This window comes from Paraburkholderia fungorum, from assembly GCF_003610895.1.
Classification (GTDB): domain Bacteria; phylum Pseudomonadota; class Gammaproteobacteria; order Burkholderiales; family Burkholderiaceae; genus Paraburkholderia; species Paraburkholderia fungorum_B.
Map to the genome: position 1 here is coordinate 89,231 of NZ_MCAS01000012.1, position 19,231 is coordinate 108,461.

20 protein-coding genes are annotated in these 19,231 nt (G+C 64.4%); 18 read left to right on the forward strand and 2 right to left on the reverse strand.

Going from position 1 to position 19,231, the window contains the following annotated elements:
• Positions 1-58: 58 nt before the first annotated feature.
• The 18 genes from BCY88_RS13145 to ccmI all read left to right on the forward strand — a co-directional run bounded on the left by BCY88_RS13145 (position 59) and on the right by ccmI (position 16,191).
• Complete coding sequence (locus tag BCY88_RS13145) at positions 59-1,468, forward strand: circularly permuted type 2 ATP-grasp protein (RefSeq protein ID WP_120344999.1); 1,410 nt, start codon at positions 59-61, stop codon at positions 1,466-1,468.
• A gap of 193 nt (positions 1,469-1,661) precedes the next feature.
• The gene (locus tag BCY88_RS13150; RefSeq protein ID WP_120344664.1) at positions 1,662-2,612 is read left to right on the forward strand and encodes an alpha-E domain-containing protein; all 951 of its coding nucleotides are present in this window, start codon (positions 1,662-1,664) and stop codon (positions 2,610-2,612) included.
• A 13-nt stretch (positions 2,613-2,625) separates the two neighbouring features.
• A complete protein-coding gene (locus BCY88_RS13155; protein WP_120344665.1) occupies positions 2,626-3,426 on the forward strand; it encodes a transglutaminase family protein in 801 nt (266 codons plus the stop codon).
• A gap of 73 nt (positions 3,427-3,499) precedes the next feature.
• Entirely contained in the window at positions 3,500-4,369 is an 870-nt protein-coding gene (locus BCY88_RS13160; protein ID WP_120344666.1) for a proteasome-type protease, read from the forward strand.
• 360 nt (positions 4,370-4,729) lie between these two features.
• On the forward strand, positions 4,730-4,879 hold the full coding sequence (napE, locus tag BCY88_RS13165; RefSeq protein WP_120344667.1) for a periplasmic nitrate reductase, NapE protein: 150 nt from the start codon (positions 4,730-4,732) through the stop codon (positions 4,877-4,879).
• Positions 4,880-4,935: 56 nt separating this feature from the next.
• A complete protein-coding gene (locus BCY88_RS13170; protein WP_120344668.1) occupies positions 4,936-5,271 on the forward strand; it encodes a chaperone NapD in 336 nt (111 codons plus the stop codon).
• Positions 5,243-7,735 (forward strand): periplasmic nitrate reductase subunit alpha, encoded by a 2,493-nt coding sequence (gene napA, locus BCY88_RS13175; RefSeq protein ID WP_120344669.1) that lies wholly within the window; start codon positions 5,243-5,245, stop codon positions 7,733-7,735. Before BCY88_RS13170 ends, napA begins: the two co-directional genes overlap by 29 nt.
• 9 nt (positions 7,736-7,744) lie before the next feature.
• Entirely contained in the window at positions 7,745-8,230 is a 486-nt protein-coding gene (locus BCY88_RS13180; protein WP_120344670.1) for a nitrate reductase cytochrome c-type subunit, read from the forward strand.
• 8 nt (positions 8,231-8,238) lie between these two features.
• Complete coding sequence (locus BCY88_RS13185) at positions 8,239-8,856, forward strand: NapC/NirT family cytochrome c (protein WP_120344671.1); 618 nt, start codon at positions 8,239-8,241, stop codon at positions 8,854-8,856.
• A 76-nt stretch (positions 8,857-8,932) separates the two neighbouring features.
• Positions 8,933-9,571 carry a heme ABC exporter ATP-binding protein CcmA gene (ccmA, locus tag BCY88_RS13190; RefSeq protein ID WP_120344672.1) on the forward strand — a complete coding sequence of 213 codons (639 nt, stop codon included), beginning with the start codon at positions 8,933-8,935 and terminating at the stop codon, positions 9,569-9,571.
• The gene (gene ccmB, locus BCY88_RS13195; protein WP_120344673.1) at positions 9,568-10,236 is read left to right on the forward strand and encodes a heme exporter protein CcmB; all 669 of its coding nucleotides are present in this window, start codon (positions 9,568-9,570) and stop codon (positions 10,234-10,236) included. Before ccmA ends, ccmB begins: the two co-directional genes overlap by 4 nt.
• A 5-nt stretch (positions 10,237-10,241) precedes the next feature.
• Positions 10,242-10,985, forward strand: a complete 744-nt coding sequence (gene ccmC, locus BCY88_RS13200; RefSeq protein WP_120344674.1) for a heme ABC transporter permease CcmC — start codon at positions 10,242-10,244, stop codon at positions 10,983-10,985.
• A complete protein-coding gene (locus BCY88_RS39850; RefSeq protein ID WP_183081357.1) occupies positions 10,982-11,158 on the forward strand; it encodes a hypothetical protein in 177 nt (58 codons plus the stop codon). Before ccmC ends, BCY88_RS39850 begins: the two co-directional genes overlap by 4 nt.
• A complete protein-coding gene (gene ccmE, locus BCY88_RS13205; protein WP_120344675.1) occupies positions 11,148-11,693 on the forward strand; it encodes a cytochrome c maturation protein CcmE in 546 nt (181 codons plus the stop codon). Before BCY88_RS39850 ends, ccmE begins: the two co-directional genes overlap by 11 nt.
• Positions 11,690-13,864, forward strand: a complete 2,175-nt coding sequence (locus tag BCY88_RS13210) for a heme lyase CcmF/NrfE family subunit (protein ID WP_120344676.1) — start codon at positions 11,690-11,692, stop codon at positions 13,862-13,864. Before ccmE ends, BCY88_RS13210 begins: the two co-directional genes overlap by 4 nt.
• Positions 13,861-14,418: a DsbE family thiol:disulfide interchange protein gene (locus tag BCY88_RS13215; protein ID WP_120344677.1), complete on the forward strand. Its 558-nt coding sequence runs from the start codon at positions 13,861-13,863 to the stop codon at positions 14,416-14,418. The genes BCY88_RS13210 and BCY88_RS13215 overlap by 4 nt, the downstream gene beginning before the upstream one ends.
• Complete coding sequence (locus tag BCY88_RS13220) at positions 14,411-14,896, forward strand: cytochrome c-type biogenesis protein (protein ID WP_120344678.1); 486 nt, start codon at positions 14,411-14,413, stop codon at positions 14,894-14,896. The genes BCY88_RS13215 and BCY88_RS13220 overlap by 8 nt, the downstream gene beginning before the upstream one ends.
• Positions 14,893-16,191: a c-type cytochrome biogenesis protein CcmI gene (ccmI, locus tag BCY88_RS13225; protein ID WP_120344679.1), complete on the forward strand. Its 1,299-nt coding sequence runs from the start codon at positions 14,893-14,895 to the stop codon at positions 16,189-16,191. Before BCY88_RS13220 ends, ccmI begins: the two co-directional genes overlap by 4 nt.
• A 148-nt stretch (positions 16,192-16,339) precedes the next feature.
• On the opposite strand, the gene BCY88_RS13230 is transcribed toward ccmI, so the two are convergent.
• Both BCY88_RS13230 and BCY88_RS13235 read right to left on the reverse strand, forming a co-directional pair.
• Complete coding sequence (locus BCY88_RS13230; RefSeq protein WP_120344680.1) at positions 16,340-17,506, reverse strand: porin; 1,167 nt, start codon at positions 17,504-17,506, stop codon at positions 16,340-16,342.
• Positions 17,507-17,919: 413 nt separating this feature from the next.
• Positions 17,920-19,230 (reverse strand): YihY/virulence factor BrkB family protein, encoded by a 1,311-nt coding sequence (locus BCY88_RS13235; RefSeq protein ID WP_120344681.1) that lies wholly within the window; start codon positions 19,228-19,230, stop codon positions 17,920-17,922.
• Position 19,231: the final 1 nt, after the last annotated feature.

Below are 19,231 nucleotides of genomic sequence, written 5' to 3' on the forward strand. Positions count from 1 at the left end.
CGAACACCGAATGCGCAGCGCATTCGCCTTCTATCCGACAACAAGAGCGGGGCGTGACATGCGATGCTATGACGAGATGCGTCATCATGACGATGCCGTGCGGCCACACTACGCGCGCTTTGAGCGGTGGCTGGTGAAGCAGGGCAACGAGGCGATCGCACGCAAGCGTGCGGAAGCCGATCTGCTGTTTCGCCGGGTCGGCATCACCTTCGCGGTGAACGGCGATTTGTCCGGCACCGAGCGGCTGATTCCCTTCGATCTGATTCCGCGCATCATTCCACGCAGCGAATGGCAGACGCTGGAAGCCGGTTTGCGCCAGCGGGTGCAGGCGCTCAATCTGTTTATCCACGACGTCTATCACGATCGCAACATCGTGCGCGCCGGGATCGTGCCGGCCGAACAGGTCTATACCAACGCGCAATACCGGCCTGAAATGCAGGGCGTCAACGTGCCACTCGGTGTTTACGCGCATATCGCCGGAGTCGACGTGGTGCGCGCGGGCGACGAGGGCGAGTTCTACGTGCTCGAAGACAACCTGCGGGTGCCGTCGGGCGTCTCCTACATGCTCGAAAACCGCAAGATGATGATGCGGCTGTTTCCCGAGCTGTTCGTTCAGAACCGCATTGCGCCGGTCGCGCATTATCCCGATCTGCTGCTCGACACACTGCGCTCGGTCGCGCCCGAAGGCGTCGACGATCCGGTCGTGGTGGTGCTCACGCCGGGCATGTACAACTCCGCGTATTTCGAGCACACCTTCCTCGCCCAGCAGATGGGCGTGGAGCTGGTGGAAGGCAAGGATCTGTTCGTCGACGACAACTATGTGTTCATGCGCACCACGCAGGGGCCGAAGCGCGTCGACGTGATCTACCGCCGCGTCGACGACGATTTCCTCGATCCGCTCGCCTTCCGCAACGATTCGGCGCTGGGCGTGCCGGGTCTGTTGACGGCGTATCGCGCCGGGCGTGTGGCGCTTGCAAACGCCATGGGCACCGGCATCGCCGACGACAAATCGATTTACCCGTACGTGCCGGAGATGATCGAGTTTTATCTCGGTGAGAAGCCGATCCTCAACAACGTGCCCACCTTCCAGTGCCGCAAGCCCGACGATCTCGCCTACACGCTCGCGCATCTGCCCGAGCTGGTGGTGAAGGAAGTGCACGGCGCGGGCGGCTACGGAATGCTGGTGGGGCCGGCGTCGACCAAGGCCGAAATCGAGTCGTTCCGCGAGCGCCTGATTGCGCGGCCCGCGGGTTATATCGCGCAGCCCACGCTGGCGCTTTCCGCGTGTCCGACTTTTGTCGAAGCGGGTATCGCGCCACGCCATATCGACTTGCGTCCCTTCGTGCTGTCGGGCAAGGGCGTGACGATGTGCGCGGGCGGTCTGACACGCGTGGCGTTGCAGGAAGGCTCGCTTGTCGTCAATTCGTCGCAAGGGGGCGGGACCAAAGATACGTGGATGGTCGACTGACGCGGTTGCCAACGCGGTTGCCGGGCTTGCTGATGAATCAACTCATGCAGCAACACCTTTAGCTCTGCAGGCAGCCGCGCCCGCAACCTGAAGCGCCGGCGATAACTCAGATTCTCGCCGGCGTACACGGAAAACCCGCGCGGACCTTGCTCCTTTTGCCAGGGTCTCGCGTCATCAGATACGGAACGCCGTCATGCTTAGCCGAACCGCCGATCACCTCTTCTGGATGGCCCGCTATATGGAGCGCGCGGAGAATACCGCCCGCATGCTCGACATCAACCTGAAGGCTTTGCTGCTGCCGCAAACGCCTGAACAGGAGGCGCGCGCGCAACGCTCGGTGCTGCGCATCTCCGAACTCGAAGCCGCTTTCGCCCAGCGCTACGACGAACCGACCCGCGAGCATGTGCTCGATTTCATGGTGGCCGACGCGACCAATCCGTCGAGCATTCACTCGTGTCTGCAGGCCGCGCGCGAAAACGCCCGCGCCGTGCGGGGCACCTTGACGACCGAATGGTGGGAAACCATCAACGACACCTGGCTCGAGTTCAACGAACGCGCCTCGGCCGGCCAGGCGTCGAGCAATCCGGGCGCGCTGTTCGAGTGGGTGAAGTTCCGCTCGCACCTGTCGCGCGGCGTGACGATTGGCACCGCGTTGCAGGACGACGCGTTCTTCTTCACGCAGCTTGGCACTTTCCTCGAACGCGCCGACAACACCGCGCGGATTCTCGACGTGCGCTTTGCCGACGTCGAGCCGAATTCGCGTGACGCCGCCCGCCAGCTCGAGGATTTTTACTACTGGACCTCGATTCTCAGTTCGGTGTCGGCGCTGGAGATTTATCGCAAGGTGTATCGCGACGTCGTCACGCCGGCGCGGGTGGTCGAACTGATGATCCTGAACCAGCAGATGCCGCGCTCGCTGCTCGCTTCGCTCGAAGGTGTCTGCACGAATCTGGCGATGCTGCGCACACCGGGCTCGAACCAGTGCGAACGGTTTGCCGGCAAGCTGCGCGCCGAGCTGGTGTATTCCGACATCCGGCAGATTTTCGAAGCCGGCCTGCACGCCTATCTGACGCAGTTCCTTGCTCGCGTGTTCGAGCTCGGCAATCTGGTTGCGCGTACCTATCTGATGTTGCCAGTCGCCTGACGGAGTTCTTTTTATGTACCTGACGATCCGCCACGACACGTCCTATCGCTACGAAGCGACTGTCCACTATTCGATCCAGCAACTGCGTCTGACACCCTCGAGCGGCGCCTCGCAGGTGGTGCGGCGCTGGAGTATCGACGCGCCCGGCAAGCTCGACGCAACCGTGGATGCCTATGGCAATGTGCTGCATACGCTCGTCATCAACAAGCCGCATGGCGAGATTCGTCTGCATGTAGCGGGCGAAGTGGACACGATTGCCCTGATCGATGGCCAGTTGCGCGACGCCGTCGGCCCGATTCCGCTCGAGCATTTCACGTGCTCGACGCGTCTCACCGAGGCCGACGCGGCGATTCGCGAGCTGGCCGCCTCGGTGCCGAGCCTCGCGAGCTCGGGCAATCTGATCGAGTTGTCCGAACAGATCGTGCAGCGCGTGAAGTACAACCCCGGCATTACCGAAGTCACCAGCACGGCCGCCGAGGCGCTCGCGCTCGGCAACGGCGTGTGCCAGGACCATGCGCACCTGATGCTGGCCTGTTGCCGCGTGCGCGGCGTCCCGGCGCGTTACGTGAGCGGCTACATCGAACCCGGCGATGTTGAGCATGGCGCGAGCCATGCATGGGTCGACGTCTGGCTCGACGGCAAGGGGTGGATTTCCGTCGACGTGACGCATGCCGCGTTTGCCAGCGAGATCTACTGCCGGCTCGCCGTGGCGCGCGACTACGAAGCCGCCGCGCCGGTGCGCGGCCGGCGTATCGGCGGGCTGGAGGAGCAGCTGAAGGTGTCCGTGACGGTCAGCGGGCAGACGCCGCAATAGCGGCGGCGGGAGGGCGCATGCGCATCGCATTACAATAGCGCCGTTCTGTCGTTTTTTGCGGGTACCTTTTCTTATGACCTACTGCGTGGCCATGTCCGTCGACGACGGACTCGTGTTCCTGTCGGACACGCGCACCAATGCGGGCGTTGATCACATCAGCACCGCGCGCAAGATGTCGGTGTTCGAGCAGCCGGGCGAGCGCATGCTCGTGCTGCTGGGCGCCGGCAATCTGTCGCTCACGCAAGCGGTGCTGCACGAGCTGTCCGAGCCCGCCGATCCCACCCAGGCCACGCTCTGGAACGCGCCGACCATGGCCGACGCGGCCCGCGTGATCGGCCACGCGGTGCGCTGCGTGCACCAGCGCGAAGCTCAGGCGTTGCAGGAATTCGGCGTCGACTTCAATTGCAGCTTCATTCTCGGCGGCCAGATCGCGGGCAACCGGCCGCGCCTGTTCATGATCTACGCGGCGGGCAATTTCATCGAAGCCTCGGCCGTGAATCCGTATTTCCAGATCGGCGAGGCCAAGTACGGCAAGCCGATCATCGATCGCGTGCTGACACCGTCCACGCCACTCGACGAGGCGGCCAAGTGCGCGCTGATTTCGATGGATTCGACGCTGCGCTCGAATCTTTCAGTGGGTCTGCCGCTCGATCTGCTGGTCTACGAAAAAGATTCGCTGCGCGTCACGCGTTTCGTTTCGGTCGATCACGACAATGCCTACTTCGAGATGATTCATCGCACGTGGGGCGAGCGGCTGCGCCAGGTATTCGGCGAAATTCCCGATCCGGACTGGCAGGAGTCGCCCAATGTGCCTTTGCTGCAGCGCGAGCGCGCACTCGTGCTGCATCGTGCGCCGGTCGGGGCGGACGGTGTGGAGCATGAATTCGATGCGAAGCCGGCGCAGACTCTCGCGCAGGCGGAGAAGGCCAAAACGCAACGCTAGGCCGATGCGGGCGCGCCTGCGCCCGCTTTCTTCAAAAGCGGGCATTGCCGCATTCGCTTCACCCGCAAGTCATTCCTGCGCCGCATTCATTTTCCGATAAAGCGCTTATTGAAATTGAGTATCAGAATCGCCGTGTGATTTAAAGCGGATTTTTTTGCATATTAAAACACCATGCGGCATGCGGAATGGATAAATGCCGCATTGCAGAAATTGTCACCGAATCCTCGAATCCGTAAACGCGGGCCAATAAAAAGGCGGAAAATATTTCTTGACCATTTCAATTCTGCAAGCAAAAATACATTCACTGCATTGGCATGATGAATATCGAGGCATTAGCCAAAGAGCCATAGGAGCTTCGGCATGAACGACGAAGTCCGCAAATCGGAAGAGTGGCGCAGTTTCCTGTTTCTCACCGCGGTAATGGTGCCTGTTTTGACAGTGATTCTTATCGCTGGTTATGGATTTGCCGTCTGGTTTTACCAATTGCTTATTGGTGGACCGCCCCACTGATCTCCACCTGCTTTCACCGTCTCCCATATAACCGGATTTAACCGGAGGGTAACGCTATGTCTGTCGTTTCAGAGCAGGCAGTATGCGGTAATGAAGCACGCGCCGAATTACATATTGCGGGCATCGTCGTGCATGTCCAGGCCGCGCGTCTCGATAGTGTTCGCCGCGCAATCGGCGAGATTCCCCATGCCGAAATTCATGCCGTAAGTGAGCAGGGCAAACTGGTCGTGACGCTTGAAGGCGCTTATACAGCTGAAGTCGCCGCGCAACTGAGCGCGATTCACGCATTACCGGGCGTTTATGGCGCCGCGCTCGTCTATCAGCATCATGAAGATCTCGAATCGTTGAACGAGGAGGTCGCGGATGAAGCTCACCCGTCGCACGTTTATTAAGCAGACCGCCGCGGCCACCGCCGCGTCCGCCGCGGGTGTCGTGCTGCCGGGCATGGACGACGCCGCCGCGGGCGCGGCCAGTGACAACCTGCGCTGGTCGAAGGCGCCGTGCCGGTTCTGCGGCACGGGTTGCGGCGTGAGCGTCGGCGTGAAGGACGGCCGGGTGGTGGCGACCCAGGGCGACCCGCAGGCGGAGGTCAATCGCGGCCTGAACTGTGTGAAGGGCTACTTTCTGTCGAAGATCATGTATGGCCAGGACCGGCTGACCACGCCGCTCTTGCGCATGAAAGACGGCAAGTACGACAAGAACGGTGAGTTCGCGCCGGTGTCGTGGGACCGGGCCTTCGACGTGATGGCCGAGCAGTTCAAGCGTGTCCTGAAGACCAAAGGGCCGACCGCCGTCGGCATGTTCGGCTCGGGGCAGTGGACCGTGTGGGAAGGCTACGCGGCGGTCAAGCTCATGAAGGCCGGCTTTCGCAGCAACAATCTCGATCCGAATGCGCGTCACTGCATGGCCTCGGCGGTGACGGGCTTCATGCGTACCTTCGGCATGGACGAGCCGATGGGCTGCTACGACGATATCGAGCAAACCGACGCTTTCGTGCTGTGGGGCTCGAACATGGCCGAAATGCACCCGGTGCTGTGGACCCGGGTCACCGACCGCCGGCTCAGCGCACCGTCGACCCGGGTCGTCACGCTCTCCACCTTCGAGCATCGCAGCTTCGATCTGGCCGACGAGACGATCATCTTCACGCCGCAATCCGATCTGGCGATTCTTAACTACATCGCCAACTACATCATCAGGAACGGCCATGTGAACCACGCGTTCGTGGATAAGCACACGGTATTCAAAGCCGGCAATACCGATATCGGCTATGGCCTGCGGCCCGACAATCCGCTGCAAAAAGCCGCGAAAAACGCCGACGACCCCAACGGCTCGCAGCCGATTACCTACGAAGCGTTTGCACAATTCGTCTCGAAGTACGACGCCGCCTACGTCACGAAACTCTCAGGCGTCTCGAAGCTCAAGCTCGACCAGCTGGCGCAGCTCTACGCGGATCCGAAGGTCAAGGTGATGTCGTTCTGGACCATGGGTTTTAACCAGCACACGCGCGGCACGTGGGCCAACAACATGGTCTACAACCTGCATCTGCTGACCGGCAAAATCGCGACGCCCGGCAACAGTCCATTCTCGCTGACCGGCCAGCCCTCCGCGTGCGGCACCGCGCGGGAAGTCGGCACGTTCTCGCACCGGCTGCCGGCCGACATGGTCGTCACCAACCCGAAGCATCGCGAGGAAGCCGAGCATATCTGGAAGCTGCCGCCGGGCACGATTCAGCCCAAACCCGGTTATCACGCGGTATTGCAGAACCGCATGCTGCACGACGGCAAGCTCAACGCTTACTGGGTGCAGGTGAACAACAACGTGCAAGCCGGCGCGAACATCAATCAGGAAGTCCTGCCAGGCTATCGCAATCCGGACAATTTCGTGGTGGTGTCGGACGTTTATCCGACGGTCACGGCGGTGGCGGCCGACCTGATCCTGCCCTCGGCGATGTGGGTCGAGAAGGAAGGCGCGTATGGCAACGCCGAGCGGCGCACGCAATTCTGGCACCAGCTCGTGGTCGCGCCCGGTGAAGCGCGTTCCGATCTGTGGCAACTGGTGGAGTTTTCGAAGCGCTTCAAGGTGGAAGAGGTATGGCCCGCCGAATTGATCGCGCAGAAGCCCGAATACAAGGGCAAAACGCTCTACGACGTGCTGTATCGCAACGGCCAGGTCGACAGATTTCCGGTGTCGCAAACCGACGCCACCTATCGCAACGACGAAGCAAAGGCGTTCGGCTTCTATATCCAGAAAGGCCTGTTCGAGGAATACGCGAGCTTTGGCCGTGGCCACGGTCACGACCTCGCGCCATTCGACGACTATCACAAGGCGCGCGGCTTGCGCTGGCCGGTGGTCGATGGCAAGGAAACGCGCTGGCGTTACAAGGAAGGCTCCGATCCGTATGTGAAGGCGGGCACCGGCTGGCAGTTCTATGGCAACCCGGACGGCCGCGCCGTGATCTATGCGCTGCCCTATGAGCCGCCCGCCGAATCGCCCGACAAGGAGTATCCGTTCTGGCTCGCCACGGGCCGCGTGCTCGAGCATTGGCATTCGGGCTCGATGACGCGCCGCGTGCCCGAACTCTACCGGGCCTTTCCCAACGCGGTGTGCTTCATGCATCCCGACGACGCCAAGGCGATGGGCCTGCGTCGCGGCGTCGAGGTCAAGGTGATGTCGCGGCGCGGCTATATCCGCACGCGGGTCGAAACGCGTGGTCGTGACAAGCCGCCTCGCGGGCTCGTGTTCGTGCCGTGGTTCGATTCGAGCCAGCTGATCAACAAGGTCACACTCGATGCCACCGATCCGATTTCGCTGCAGACCGACTACAAGAAGTGTGCGGTCAAAATCGTCAAAGTCTAGGAGCGTGCGATGCGTGCATGGTTCGTCCTTGCGGTCTTTCCCGTGCTCGCGCTGGGCGCCGCCGCTCTCGCCCAGCCGACTATCCCGGCGACGCCTTTCCACGACACGTTGCGCGGCACCACGCCGCTCGACGAGGAGATGAAGCCGCCGCTGATCGCGCCCACGGAGAACAAGGACGTGATCCGCGGCCGCGCCTATGCGCAGCAGCCGCCAACCATTCCTCACAAGATCGACGGTTATCAGCTCGACCGCAACGCCAACCGCTGCCTTGCGTGCCATGCCCGCAGCCGTGCTGAAGAGAGCGGAGCGGTGCCGATCGCAATTTCGCACTACACCGATCGCGCCGGCGAAACCCTCGGCCACCTCGCGCCGCGCCGCTATTTCTGCACGCAGTGCCACGTGCCGCAGGCCGATATCAAGCCGCTGGTCGGCAACACTTTTACGGATATCGCGGACGTCCGCCTGCCGCCGCCCGCTGTCCAGCCCAAAAAGTAGAGACCGACATGCGCGATCTGATCCGCCGCTACTGGCGAACCATCAATCGGCCGAGCACCTATTTCAGCCGGGGTTTTCTCACCCTGGGCGGTTTCGTCGCGGGCGTGGTGTTCTGGGGCGCGTTCAACACGGCGATGGAGTTGACCAACACCGAGGCGTTCTGCACCGGCTGTCACGAGATGCGTGACAACACCTATGCCGAGCTTAAGACCACGATCCACTTCAGCAATCGCAGCGGCGTGCACGCCAAGTGTTCCGATTGCCACGTGCCGCACAACTGGACCGACAAGATCGCCCGCAAGATGCAGGCGTCGAAGGAGGTCTGGGCCAAGGTGTTCGGCGTGGTGAACACGCGCGAGAAGTTCCAGGACAAACGGCTCGAGCTGGCGGAGCACGAATGGGCGCGCTTCAAGGCGAATGATTCGCTCGAATGCCGCAATTGCCACTCGTTCGAGTACATGGACTTCACGCGGCAGAGTCCGCGTGCGCAGGAAGCGCACCAGCGCTTTCTCGGCACCGGCGAAAAAACCTGCATCGATTGTCACAAGGGCATTGCGCACCAGTTGCCGAACATGACGCAGGCGCAGGCCGACGCGGACGCGAAGCAGAACGCGGGTAAGCATTGAGCGGGTAGTGCAATGGACAGGCACATGGACAATCCGGCAAGGCCCGCCAACCTCGCCAACCTATGGACGGTTCACGATGCTCCGCGCTGAAGGTCTCGGTCTTGGGCGCGGCGGGCGCGAGATCGTCGACGGCGTCGATTTCAATATCGAGGCCGGCTGGGCGCTGCAAATCCACGGCGCGAACGGCTGCGGCAAGACCACGCTGCTGCGGGCGCTGGCAGGCCTGCTGCAGCCGGTCGCCGGCAGCATACGGTGGCGCGGCATGAACGTGCACGCGCAGCCTGAGCGGTTTCGCCGTGAGCGTGCCTATGTCGGTCATAGCAACGGCCTGAGCGACGATCTGTCGGTGCTGGAGAATTTGCGTTTTGCAGCGTTGCTCGGCGTGAATCCGGGCAGTTTGAGCGATGCCCGTCTGCGTGAGCGCGACGTGCTGGAAATCGCGAACCTGTGGACGCTGCGGCACACGCGCGTCGGCAGTTTGTCGCAAGGGCAGCGGCGCCGGGCGGCGCTGGCCCGCGTGATGCTCGAACGCAAGCCATTGTGGCTGCTCGACGAACCGGCCGAAGCGCTCGACGAGACCGCCCGGGTATGGCTTGCCGACGCGCTCGACGAGCATCTGCTGGACGGCGGCATCGTGGTGGCGACCACCCATCTGGCGTTGCCGACCGCTGCCGCGCGCACGCAGCATCTGCAACTGCAGCGGGGCGAATCATGATCGCGCTGATGCTCGGCATCGTGCGCCGCGAACTGGCGCTCAGCTGGCGCAGACGCAGCGTCGCGCTCGGCGCTTTGCTGTTCTTCGTGATCGCCTCGAGTCTGTTTCCGCTGGCGGTCGGCACCGATCCGGCGCTGCTGCAGGCCATCGCCCCAGGCGTGCTGTGGGTGACAGCCCTGTTCGCCGCGATGCTCTCGGCCGGACAGTTGTTCGGCCAGGATTTCGCGAGCGGCGCGCTCGAGCAGATGACGTTGTCGCCGCAACCGTTGCCGCTCATCGTCTTCGGCAAGATCGCCGCGCACTGGCTGACGAGCGGCTTCGCGCTGGTGCTGCTCACGCCGGTGGTCGCGTTGCAGTACGACCTCGGGTTGCGCGACACCGTGCCGTTGATGGCGTCGCTGTTGCTCGGCACGCCGCTTCTGACTCTGATCGGCTCGATGGGCGCCGCGCTCACGCTGGGCATGCGGGGCGGCGGCGCGTTACTCGGTCTGCTGATTCTGCCGCTCTATGTGCCGGTGCTGATTTTCGGCGTCGGCGCGGCCGATCCGGCCGGCACCGCGGGGTGGTCCGCGGCCAATTTTTCGCTGCTCGGCGCAGCACTGTGCGCGGGCGTTTCGCTGTGCCCATGGGCCAGCGCCGCGGCCCTGCGCATCACGATGGAGTAACGAAGATGAACCGCCCGAACTGGTTCCGCTACGCGTCGCCACGCACCTTCGATCCGCTGGCGGCGCGGCTGGTGCCGCTGTTCGCCGTGAGCGCCGTGCTGTTGATCTTCGCGGGCCTCGCGATCGGTCTCGCGGCGGCGCCGCGCGACGCCTTGCAAGGCGACGTGTATCGCATCATGTTCGTGCATGTGCCGGCCGCGTGGATGTCGATGCTGATCTACCTGGTGATGGCCGCGTATTGCGCGCTCGGGCTGCTGCTCAACGCGCGGCTGGCCGCGATGATGGCGCGCGCGCTGGCGCCCACCGGCGCGCTCTTCACGTTGATCGCGCTCGTTACCGGCTCACTGTGGGGCAAGCCGACATGGGGCGCCTGGTGGGTGTGGGACGCGCGTCTCACGTCGGAGCTGATCCTGCTGTTCCTCTATATCGGCTTTCTCGCGCTGCACGCCGCGATCGACGACCCGCGCCGCGCCGACCGCGCCTGTGCCACCCAGGCGTTGATCGGCGTCGTCAATATTCCGGTGATCTATTTTTCGGTGCAGTGGTGGTACACCCTGCATCAGGGGCCGTCGCTGAGCTTCGGCAGCGGTGTGTCGATGAGCGCGTCGATGGTGTGGGGCATCTTCGTGATGACCGGCGGCTTCTGGTCGTACGCGATTGCCGTGGCGCTGGCGCGCGTGCGCGCGATCATGCGGGAACGCCGTCGCGCGGCCCCTTGGGAAGCGAACTTCGAGGAGCGTGCCGCATGAACAGCGTGGCAAGCGTGGCGGCGATGCTCGGGCAGACCCCCTATTTGACAGTGGCGCTCGCGACAACCTTCGGATTGCTGATCGTCGAGGCCTGGCGTGTACGCGGCCAGCTTCGCGCAGCCGCGCGCAGGTCGGGCGACACCGGCGCGCCGGAGCGTGCGGATGAGCGCTAGAGGCAGGCGGCTGGGCTGGATCGTCGGCGCGGTGGCAGCCGCGGGACTGACCTGTGCGCTGGTGCTGAATGCGTTTCGCGCCAACGTGATGTTCTTCGTGAGTCCGAGCCAGATTGCGGCGCAGCAGATGCCGGCGGCGCATCGGTTTCGCCTGGGCGGACTGGTCGAACGCGGATCGCTCACGCGTGGCGCGGACGGCCTGAGCGTGCGCTTTATCGTGACCGATACGGTCAATCAGGTGGCGGTGGTCTATCACGGCGTTCTGCCAGACCTGTTTCGCGAAGGCAGCGGCGTGGTCGCGCAGGGCCGGCTCGGCAGCGACGGCCAGTTCCACGCCGACGAAGTCCTCGCAAAGCATGACGAAAAATACATGCCGCCCGACGCGGCAGAAGCGGTGCGCCGCGCACAGGCATCAGCGGCGCAGCCGGCGGCGCCCGTGGATGCTGCCGCACCCGCGACGTTGCGCCTGACGGCCCGCACGCCGGACGACGCACGCCGCGCCGATAATCGTCAGCCAGGAGGCGTCCAGCCTTGATCCCGGAGATCGGTCACTTTGCCTTGATTCTCGCGCTGCTGCTCGCACTGACGACGGCGACCCTGCCGCTGCTCGGCGCGCAACTCGGCATCGCCGGCTGGATGCGGCTCGCGTGGCCGGCGGCACGCGCGCAATGCGCGTTTGTGGCGCTGGCCTTCGCCTGTCTTGCGTGGTCGTTTCTCAGCGACGATTTTTCGGTGGCCTACGTCGCCGACAATTCCAATTCGGCGCTGCCCGCCATCTATCGTTTCACCGCGGTGTGGGGCGGGCATGAAGGCTCGTTGCTGCTGTGGGTGCTGCTGCTGACCGTGTGGATGGTCGCAGTGACGTTCTTCAGCCGTCAACTCGCGGTGCCGATGGTGGCGCGCGTGCTGGCGGTGATGAGCTGGATTGCCGCCGGCTTCCTGCTGTTCATGCTGTTCACCTCCAATCCGTTCAACCGTCTGATGCCGCCCGCGATGGACGGGCGCGATCTGAATCCGCTCCTGCAGGACCCCGGCATGGTGATTCATCCGCCGATGCTCTACATGGGTTATGTCGGGTTTTCGGTGGCCTTCGCGTTTGCGATTGCGGCGCTGCTGTCGGGCGAATTGAATGCGGCGTGGGCGCGCTGGTCGCGTCCATGGACGATTGCCGCGTGGCTTTTCCTCACGCTCGGCATCATGCTCGGCAGCGGATGGGCGTACTACGAACTTGGCTGGGGTGGCTGGTGGTTCTGGGACCCGGTCGAAAACGCGTCCTTCATGCCGTGGCTCGCCGGCACCGCGCTGATCCATTCGCTCGCCGTGACCGACAGGCGCGGCAGTTTTCGCAGCTGGACGGCACTGTTGGCGATCTGCGCGTTTTCGCTGAGTCTGCTCGGCACGTTTCTCGTGCGCTCGGGCGTGATCACGTCGGTGCATGCCTTTGCCAGCGATCCGGCACGCGGCGTTTTCATCCTCGCGTTTCTGGCGCTTGTGGTGGGCGGCGCGCTGCTGCTGTTCGCGTGGCGGGCTCCGCAAATCGGTCTGGGTGCGGGCTTCGAGCCGGTTTCGCGCGAAGCGCTGCTGCTCTCGAACAATGTGCTGCTGATGGTGGCGGCGGCCTCGGTGCTGCTCGGCACGCTGTATCCGATGGCGCTCGACGCGCTCGGTCTCGACAAGATTTCCGTCGGACCGCCGTATTTCGACAGCGTGTTCGTGCCGCTGATGACGCCGGCGATCTTTCTGATGGGGATCGGCCCGCTCGCGCGCTGGCGGGCCGCGCGCCTGCCCGATCTGGCTCGGCGTCTGCGCTGGGCAGCGCTCGTCAGCGTGCTGACCGCGCTGCTGTTGCCGTGGGTGCTGGGCAACTGGCGGCCGCTCGTCAGTCTGGGGATGCTGCTCGCGGTCTGGAGCTTCGCGACCGTGGCCGTGAGCATGCGTGAACGACTTGGAGCGCCGACCGGCGAGCCCGCAGGCAGGGCGGCGGCTAGCTCTGACGCGGGGGCGGCGATCGAGCCGCCAGGCGCGGTGGTCACGGCACCGCTTGCGCGATCCGATGGGGATCAGCCCGGCAACGCGCGTGCCTCGCTGTTCGCGCGTGCACGGCGGGTCCCGCGGGCGTGCTACGGCATGTGGTTCGCGCATGCCGGCATCGGCGTGTTTATCCTCGGCGTGACGATGGTCAAGGGCTATCAGGTGGAGCGCGACGTGCCGATGCAGCGCGGCGAAACCGTCGAAGTCGGCGCGTATCGCTTCCGCTTCGAGGGCGTGGCTCAGGTCAGTGGTCCGAACTATCTGGCGACGCGCGCCAGCGTCGCCGTGAGCCGCGATGGCAGGCCGGTGGCCGTCCTGTATCCCGAGAAGCGCATGTTTCTCGTCCAGAAGATGCCGATGACCGAGGCGGCCATCGATCACGGCGTGCTGCGCGACCTGTACGTGGCGATGGGCGAGCCGATCGGCGCGGGCGCGTGGACTCTGCGCATCCAGATCAAGCCGTTCGTTCGCTGGATCTGGGGCGGCTGTCTGCTGATGGCGTTCGGTGGCCTGCTGGCCGCGAGTGACCGGCGTTATCGTCTGCTGCCGGGGCGGCGCACGAATGGGCGTTGGCGCGAACGCGCCGCCGGCAACGCGCTTATGCAACCCGCGGCGGATGTCTCTCGCACCGCCGGCGCCAAAGCAGCGAATTCCGTCAGCGAGGCGGGCCGATGAAGCGCGCGCTGCTTCCGCTCGCCGCTTTTCTCGCGCTGCTCGCGTTGCTGGCGGCGGGGCTCAGACACGATCCGCGGCAGTTGCCCTCGGCATTGATCGGGCGGCCCGCGCCCGCATTCGATCTGCCGCGCCTCGCGGCGACCGGCGAGCATGTATCTTCCGACTCGTTGCGCGGCCAGGTGTGGGTGCTCAACGTCTGGGCCTCCTGGTGCGAACCCTGTCGCGACGAGCAGCCGGTGCTGGTCGATCTCGCGGCGCGCCGGATCGCGCCGGTGTACGGCCTGAATTACAAGGACGACCCTCAACCGGCGCGGCAATGGCTGGCCGAGGCGGGCGATCCTTATACGGCTTCGCTGGTCGATCGCAACGGCCAGACCGGGATCGACTACGGCGTGTATGGCGTGCCGGAGACCTTTGTGGTCGACCGCGCGGGCATCGTCCGCTATCGGCAGGCGGGGCCGCTCACAACGGCGTCGCTCGAGGACGTGATTGTGCCCTTGTTGAGAAAACTGCAGCGCGAGGGCGAGGGCGGGGGCGGGGGCGGCAATGGGTAGCCACGCGCGAAACTGGGTCTGGCGTGGCGGCGCGCTCGTGCTGCTGACGGTATCGCTGCACGTGGTGCACGTGCGGGCCGGACCGGACAGCGCCGCCGAAGACGCGCGCGTGCACGGTCTCGCCGAGAGTTTTCGCTGCCTCGTATGCCAGAACCAGACGCTCGCCGATTCGAATGCCGATCTTGCCGCGGATCTGCGCGAGCGCATTCGCGAGCAGGTTCGAGCCGGCGCCACCGACGCGTGGATTCGCGACTACATGGTCCGCCGCTACGGCGATTTCGTGCTGTACCGGCCACCGCTCAAACCGCTGACCTGGGCGCTGTGGTTCGGCCCGTTCGCCGCGCTGGCGGCGGGCGCCTGGGTTGCGTGGCGCGCGATCGGGCGGCGGCGCGGCCTTGCTGCGCAGCCGCTCGATCACGACGAGCGCCGCCGCGTCGACGCGTTAATGGCGGCGGCTGACGAGGGCTTACCGAGATGATTCAATTCTGGCTGATCGTCGCGGCGATGCTGCTCGCGGCCCTGTTGTGCGTGATCGTGCCGTTGCTGAGCCGGGGCTCACGCGGCGACATGACCGTGGCGCGTGCCGATGGCGGCGGCGCGGCGCTCGCCACCGCGATCTTCCGGACCGACATGGCCGAGCTGGAGCGGCAAGCCGCGGCCGGCGACCTGCCGGACGCGCAGCACGGCGACGCGCGGCGCGAGATCGAGCGGCGTTTCGCCGACGAGATCGGCGCGAAACCTGCCGCGGCGGCCATGCGGGCCGGCAGTATCGCGCAACGCGCGGCCACGGCAGCCGTGCTGCTGGCCTTGCTGCCGAGCGCGGCGCTGATCCTGTACATGCGCCTTGGCGGTCCGCTCGCGGTCGCGGTGCAGGCGGACAGCGCCGCCGGGCCGCAGGACAGTCACGCCGCCACCCAGGGCTCCCTCGATTTGATGGTGGGGCGTCTGGCCGCCAGATTGCGGCGGCAACCGGACGATCCCGCCGGCTGGACCATGCTGGCACGGTCCTACGCTGTCCTCGAACGGCCCGATGATGCCGCCGCCGCGTACCGGCGCGCGCTTGACCTGACGCCGCGCGATCCGCAATTGCTGGCCGATTACGCCGATGCCCTGGCGAGCGCCAATGGTGGCGACCTGACGGGCGCGCCCTTGCAGAGTATCGATGCTGCTCTCGCGCTCGATCCGGCAAACCCTAAGGCGTTGGCGCTGGCGGGGTCGGCGGCGTTCGAAGCGCGCGACTACCCACGCGCGATCCAGTATTGGCAGCGGCTCGAACAGGCGCCAGGCGTGAGCGTGGAAATCGCGAATCAGGCGCGGGCGAACGTTGCCGAAGCGCATCGGCTGGCGAGCGGGGCGGCGGCTGAACCGGACGGAGCGGCGCCATTGGCAGGTGTGGCTGGGCAAGGGGCGGCGGCCGCGGCAGCGCCGTCAGCGGCGCTGGTCATTCACGTGCGCCTAAGCCCCGAACTCGCGGCACTCGCCCGTCCGGGCGACGTGGTATTCGTCTATGCGCGCGCAACGAACGGCCCGCGGATGCCGCTCGCAGTACAGCGGCTTCATGCGACCCAGTTGCCGGCGACCGTCAGGCTGGATGACTCGATGGCGATGGCGCCGGATTTGCGGCTGTCGAATTTCGCCGCCGTGACAGTCGAAGCACGCGTGTCCGCGTCGGGTAGCGCGCAGCCGGGCGCTGGCGATTGGGTCGGGACGAGTGGACCGCTCACGGGCGAACGCCGCGACGTCGAGTTGACCATCGGCGAAGTGCTGCATTGAGCGACTTCGCGCGGCGCGTGACCGGCATTTTCCGGACCACGACGTTAAATCACGCTCACAACCCCATGGACGAAAAAAAACCAGCCGCGGGCTTGCGCCCGCGGCTGGTCTTCAACTGCGTGTTGCTTCAGCAGTCCGTCAAGTTCGATTAGAACTTGTGGCGGATGCCCAGGCTAAGCATCTCTTGTGAGTTGGAAGCCGAGTTGTAGCCATACGAACCGATCGATGCGCCTGCCGAAACCAGGTTGCCCGCCGAGTTGCGTTGTTGGCCGCTTGCGTGTTGCCATGCGCCAACCAAGTAGATGTCCGTGCGCTTCGACAGGTTGTAGTCGCCGCCGAGCGAAACCTGGTTATACGTTGCGCTCGTGTCGCCCGTACCCTTCGTGTAGACGTAGCCCACGCCCACCAGCATTGCCGGCGTTGCCTGATAGCCAAGGTACACGCCGCCGACGTTGAACTTCTCCGACGAAGAGAAGCCCGAATTTGCATCCGGCTTGTATTGCGCATTGCTGTAACGCAGGTTGACCGTGAACGGGCCCGTGACGTATTGCGCAGCGACCTGAGCGATGCCGATCGACTTCGCCGTCTGGTAGACCGAGTTGACCTGACCGTCGAACGTGCCGTCCGAAGTGCTGGCCCACGTCGTGCGCAGACCTGCCGTGTTCGAGTTGTCGGCGAGGAAGTAGCCTGCAGCAACGCTGAACGGACCCGTTGCGAACGTTGCAGCGCCCGACCACGTTTGACCCGAACCCGTCGTGCCAGCCACGCCGCCCAGAGCGTACATACCTTCGAACTGGACACCGCCCCACACCGGCGAGGTGTACTTGACAGCGTTGTTCGTGCGCGAGGAGTTGTCGTTGTTGTCGACGTCGCCCGGCGTTGCGAAGGTGGAACCGAAGAAGTTGTCACCCGTCAGCGGCTGAACCAGGTCGACCACCGGATCGTACTGACGACCCAACGTGACCGTACCCCACTGATCGCCCGTCAGGCCGACGTACGCTTGACGACCGAACATGCGGCCGCCTTGACCCAGCTTGCCGGTGTTGACGTCAAAGCCGTTCTCCAACTGGAAAATCGCCTTCAGGCCGCCGCCGAGATCTTCCGTGCCTTTCAGGCCGAAACGATCGCCTTGCAGGTTGCCAGCGTACATTGCGACCAGGTTCTTGTTCGCACCGCCAGCGGTGTTCGTCGTGTTGTGAACGTACTGGATCGACTCATCGATCAGGCCGTAAAGGGTAACGCTGCTTTGAGCATGCGCCACGCCGGTGACGCCCAGAAGCGCCAGCGAGAGGGTAGACAGGGCGATTCGTTTCATCCATTTCTCCACGCAGATGATTAGTTTGTTGTTGCGGAAAGGAGAATAGCTCACTGCCTCAAACGTTAAGAACTGGAAAAAAAAGACTGTCGCCAAAAACCGACAAACGACGCAAAGCCTTGTATTTAAAGCCCGTTAACGATTATTGCTGTTTACGCAATATTGAATCGTTGACTGCACATTATTGTTGTTTTGTTGATAGTGAAGGCGTGGGTACCTGCAATTTAGACACTTGTTTGAATGGTTTCTGTAATTTAGTCGTCTAGCCTCGGCGCGCGTTTGCAGCACCTATATAAAAGCCAGGCCGTGTTGCATTTGATGCGCGTGCTAGACAGGATTTGCGCGTTGTGAGCAGAAGCGCCGGTTGCCGCTTGTGGCCCGCCCGCTTCAGTCCGCAACGGCGAGCGCTCTTACTATTGCCCGCCGTTGCGGCGCGCCACGGCAGCGGCCGCCAGTCCGGCCGCTGCCGCAAACAGCACCGAGGTCCACGGATGCCGTCTGACGTAGCGATCGGCCGCGACGGCCGTGCGGCCCGCTCCGGCCAGCGTGACGGCGGCAACGCGTGTTGCCTCGGCTTCGGCCTTGATGACCGTACGGCCGATCTTCACCGCGGTTGCTCGCGTGGAAGTCTTGTTGCGCGTTCGCACTCGTGGCCGAGCCGATGCTGGCACGGCGGCGGAAAGTGTCGAGGCCGATGCCGCTGTGCTCGCAGAAGCAGGCCCGGCAGCATGGGCTTCGCGGTTTTTCTCATGCGGCACGGCATTCGCCGATACCGTCGATGCCGCCAGCACCGAAGCAAGCTTGGCGCGGCTGCCAGGTGGCGACTCGTCCTGCATGCCCCATCCGCCGCGCGGGTCGTGCATGCGCCCGCGCGCCGCCGAAAATTCCGCGCCGAGCAGGAGCACGGCGGCGGAAAAGTACAGCCACATCAGCAGCACGGCCAGCGAGCCGGCCGCGCCGAACGAGCTCGCCATTCCGGCGTGCGCGATATAGAGCGCGAACAGCTTCTTGCCCGCCGAGAACAGTACCGCGGCGACGACCCCGCCCACGAACGCGTCGACCCAGCGCACCTTGGCGTCGGGCAGAAACTTCAGCAGGCCGGCAAAGGCGAAAGCCAGCACCAGCAGGCCGACGCCGAGTTGCAGCAGATTGCCGATCACCACGTACGGCGAGTCGCCCCACAGCCATTTGCCGATGAACGTGATGACCGTGTCGAGCACCAGCGAGACGATCAGCAGGAACGCGACGCCGAGTACCAGGCCGAACGAGATCAGGCGCACGCGCACCAGAGCGATCACGCTCGACGAGCGCGGCCCGGTGTAAGGCCACACCAGATTGAGTGCGCTATTGAGCGACGAGAAGGTGGCCGATGCGCCGATCGCCAGCATCGTGAACGAAATGATCGCCGCGACGCCACCGGCGCTGCCGCTGTGATGGGCGTTTTCGACGATGGTCTGCACGCCTGCGGCGGCCTGGTCGCCGAGCAGGCCGTGAATGTGATTGAACAATTCACCGCGCGCGGCTGCGGCGCCGAAGAACCAGCCTGCCACGGCAATCACCATGACCAGCGTGGGCGCGAGCGAGAATGCCGCATAGAAGGCGATGCTGGCGGCCATGGCCGCGCAGCGGTCGTCGGCAAACTGTTTGAATGCGCCGATTGCCCAATTGGCCTGCTTGCGAGCCACCAACTGGAGGTTCTCGGCCGATAGCGTGTCGATTTCCATG

Excerpts from the sequence above, each read along its gene's own strand:
- BCY88_RS13215 (WP_120344677.1), top strand. The coding sequence starts at position 13,861 with ATGAAGCGCGCGCTGCTTCCGCTCGCCGCTTTTCTCGCGCTGCTCGCG.
- BCY88_RS13160 (WP_120344666.1), top strand. The coding sequence starts at position 3,500 with ATGACCTACTGCGTGGCCATGTCCGTCGACGACGGACTCGTGTTCCTG.
- BCY88_RS13220 (WP_120344678.1), top strand. The coding sequence starts at position 14,411 with ATGGGTAGCCACGCGCGAAACTGGGTCTGGCGTGGCGGCGCGCTCGTG.
- BCY88_RS13145 (WP_120344999.1), top strand. The coding sequence starts at position 59 with ATGCGATGCTATGACGAGATGCGTCATCATGACGATGCCGTGCGGCCA.
- ccmC (WP_120344674.1), top strand. The coding sequence starts at position 10,242 with ATGAACCGCCCGAACTGGTTCCGCTACGCGTCGCCACGCACCTTCGAT.
- ccmB (WP_120344673.1), top strand. The coding sequence starts at position 9,568 with ATGATCGCGCTGATGCTCGGCATCGTGCGCCGCGAACTGGCGCTCAGC.
- ccmA (WP_120344672.1), top strand. The coding sequence starts at position 8,933 with ATGCTCCGCGCTGAAGGTCTCGGTCTTGGGCGCGGCGGGCGCGAGATC.
- BCY88_RS13150 (WP_120344664.1), top strand. The coding sequence starts at position 1,662 with ATGCTTAGCCGAACCGCCGATCACCTCTTCTGGATGGCCCGCTATATG.
- napE (WP_120344667.1), top strand. The coding sequence starts at position 4,730 with ATGAACGACGAAGTCCGCAAATCGGAAGAGTGGCGCAGTTTCCTGTTT.
- BCY88_RS13185 (WP_120344671.1), top strand. The coding sequence starts at position 8,239 with ATGCGCGATCTGATCCGCCGCTACTGGCGAACCATCAATCGGCCGAGC.
- ccmE (WP_120344675.1), top strand. The coding sequence starts at position 11,148 with ATGAGCGCTAGAGGCAGGCGGCTGGGCTGGATCGTCGGCGCGGTGGCA.
- napA (WP_120344669.1), top strand. The coding sequence starts at position 5,243 with ATGAAGCTCACCCGTCGCACGTTTATTAAGCAGACCGCCGCGGCCACC.
- BCY88_RS13230 (WP_120344680.1), bottom strand. The coding sequence starts at position 17,506 with ATGAAACGAATCGCCCTGTCTACCCTCTCGCTGGCGCTTCTGGGCGTC.
- BCY88_RS13170 (WP_120344668.1), top strand. The coding sequence starts at position 4,936 with ATGTCTGTCGTTTCAGAGCAGGCAGTATGCGGTAATGAAGCACGCGCC.
- ccmI (WP_120344679.1), top strand. The coding sequence starts at position 14,893 with ATGATTCAATTCTGGCTGATCGTCGCGGCGATGCTGCTCGCGGCCCTG.
- BCY88_RS39850 (WP_183081357.1), top strand. The coding sequence starts at position 10,982 with ATGAACAGCGTGGCAAGCGTGGCGGCGATGCTCGGGCAGACCCCCTAT.
- BCY88_RS13155 (WP_120344665.1), top strand. The coding sequence starts at position 2,626 with ATGTACCTGACGATCCGCCACGACACGTCCTATCGCTACGAAGCGACT.
- BCY88_RS13235 (WP_120344681.1), bottom strand. The coding sequence starts at position 19,230 with ATGGAAATCGACACGCTATCGGCCGAGAACCTCCAGTTGGTGGCTCGC.
- BCY88_RS13180 (WP_120344670.1), top strand. The coding sequence starts at position 7,745 with ATGCGTGCATGGTTCGTCCTTGCGGTCTTTCCCGTGCTCGCGCTGGGC.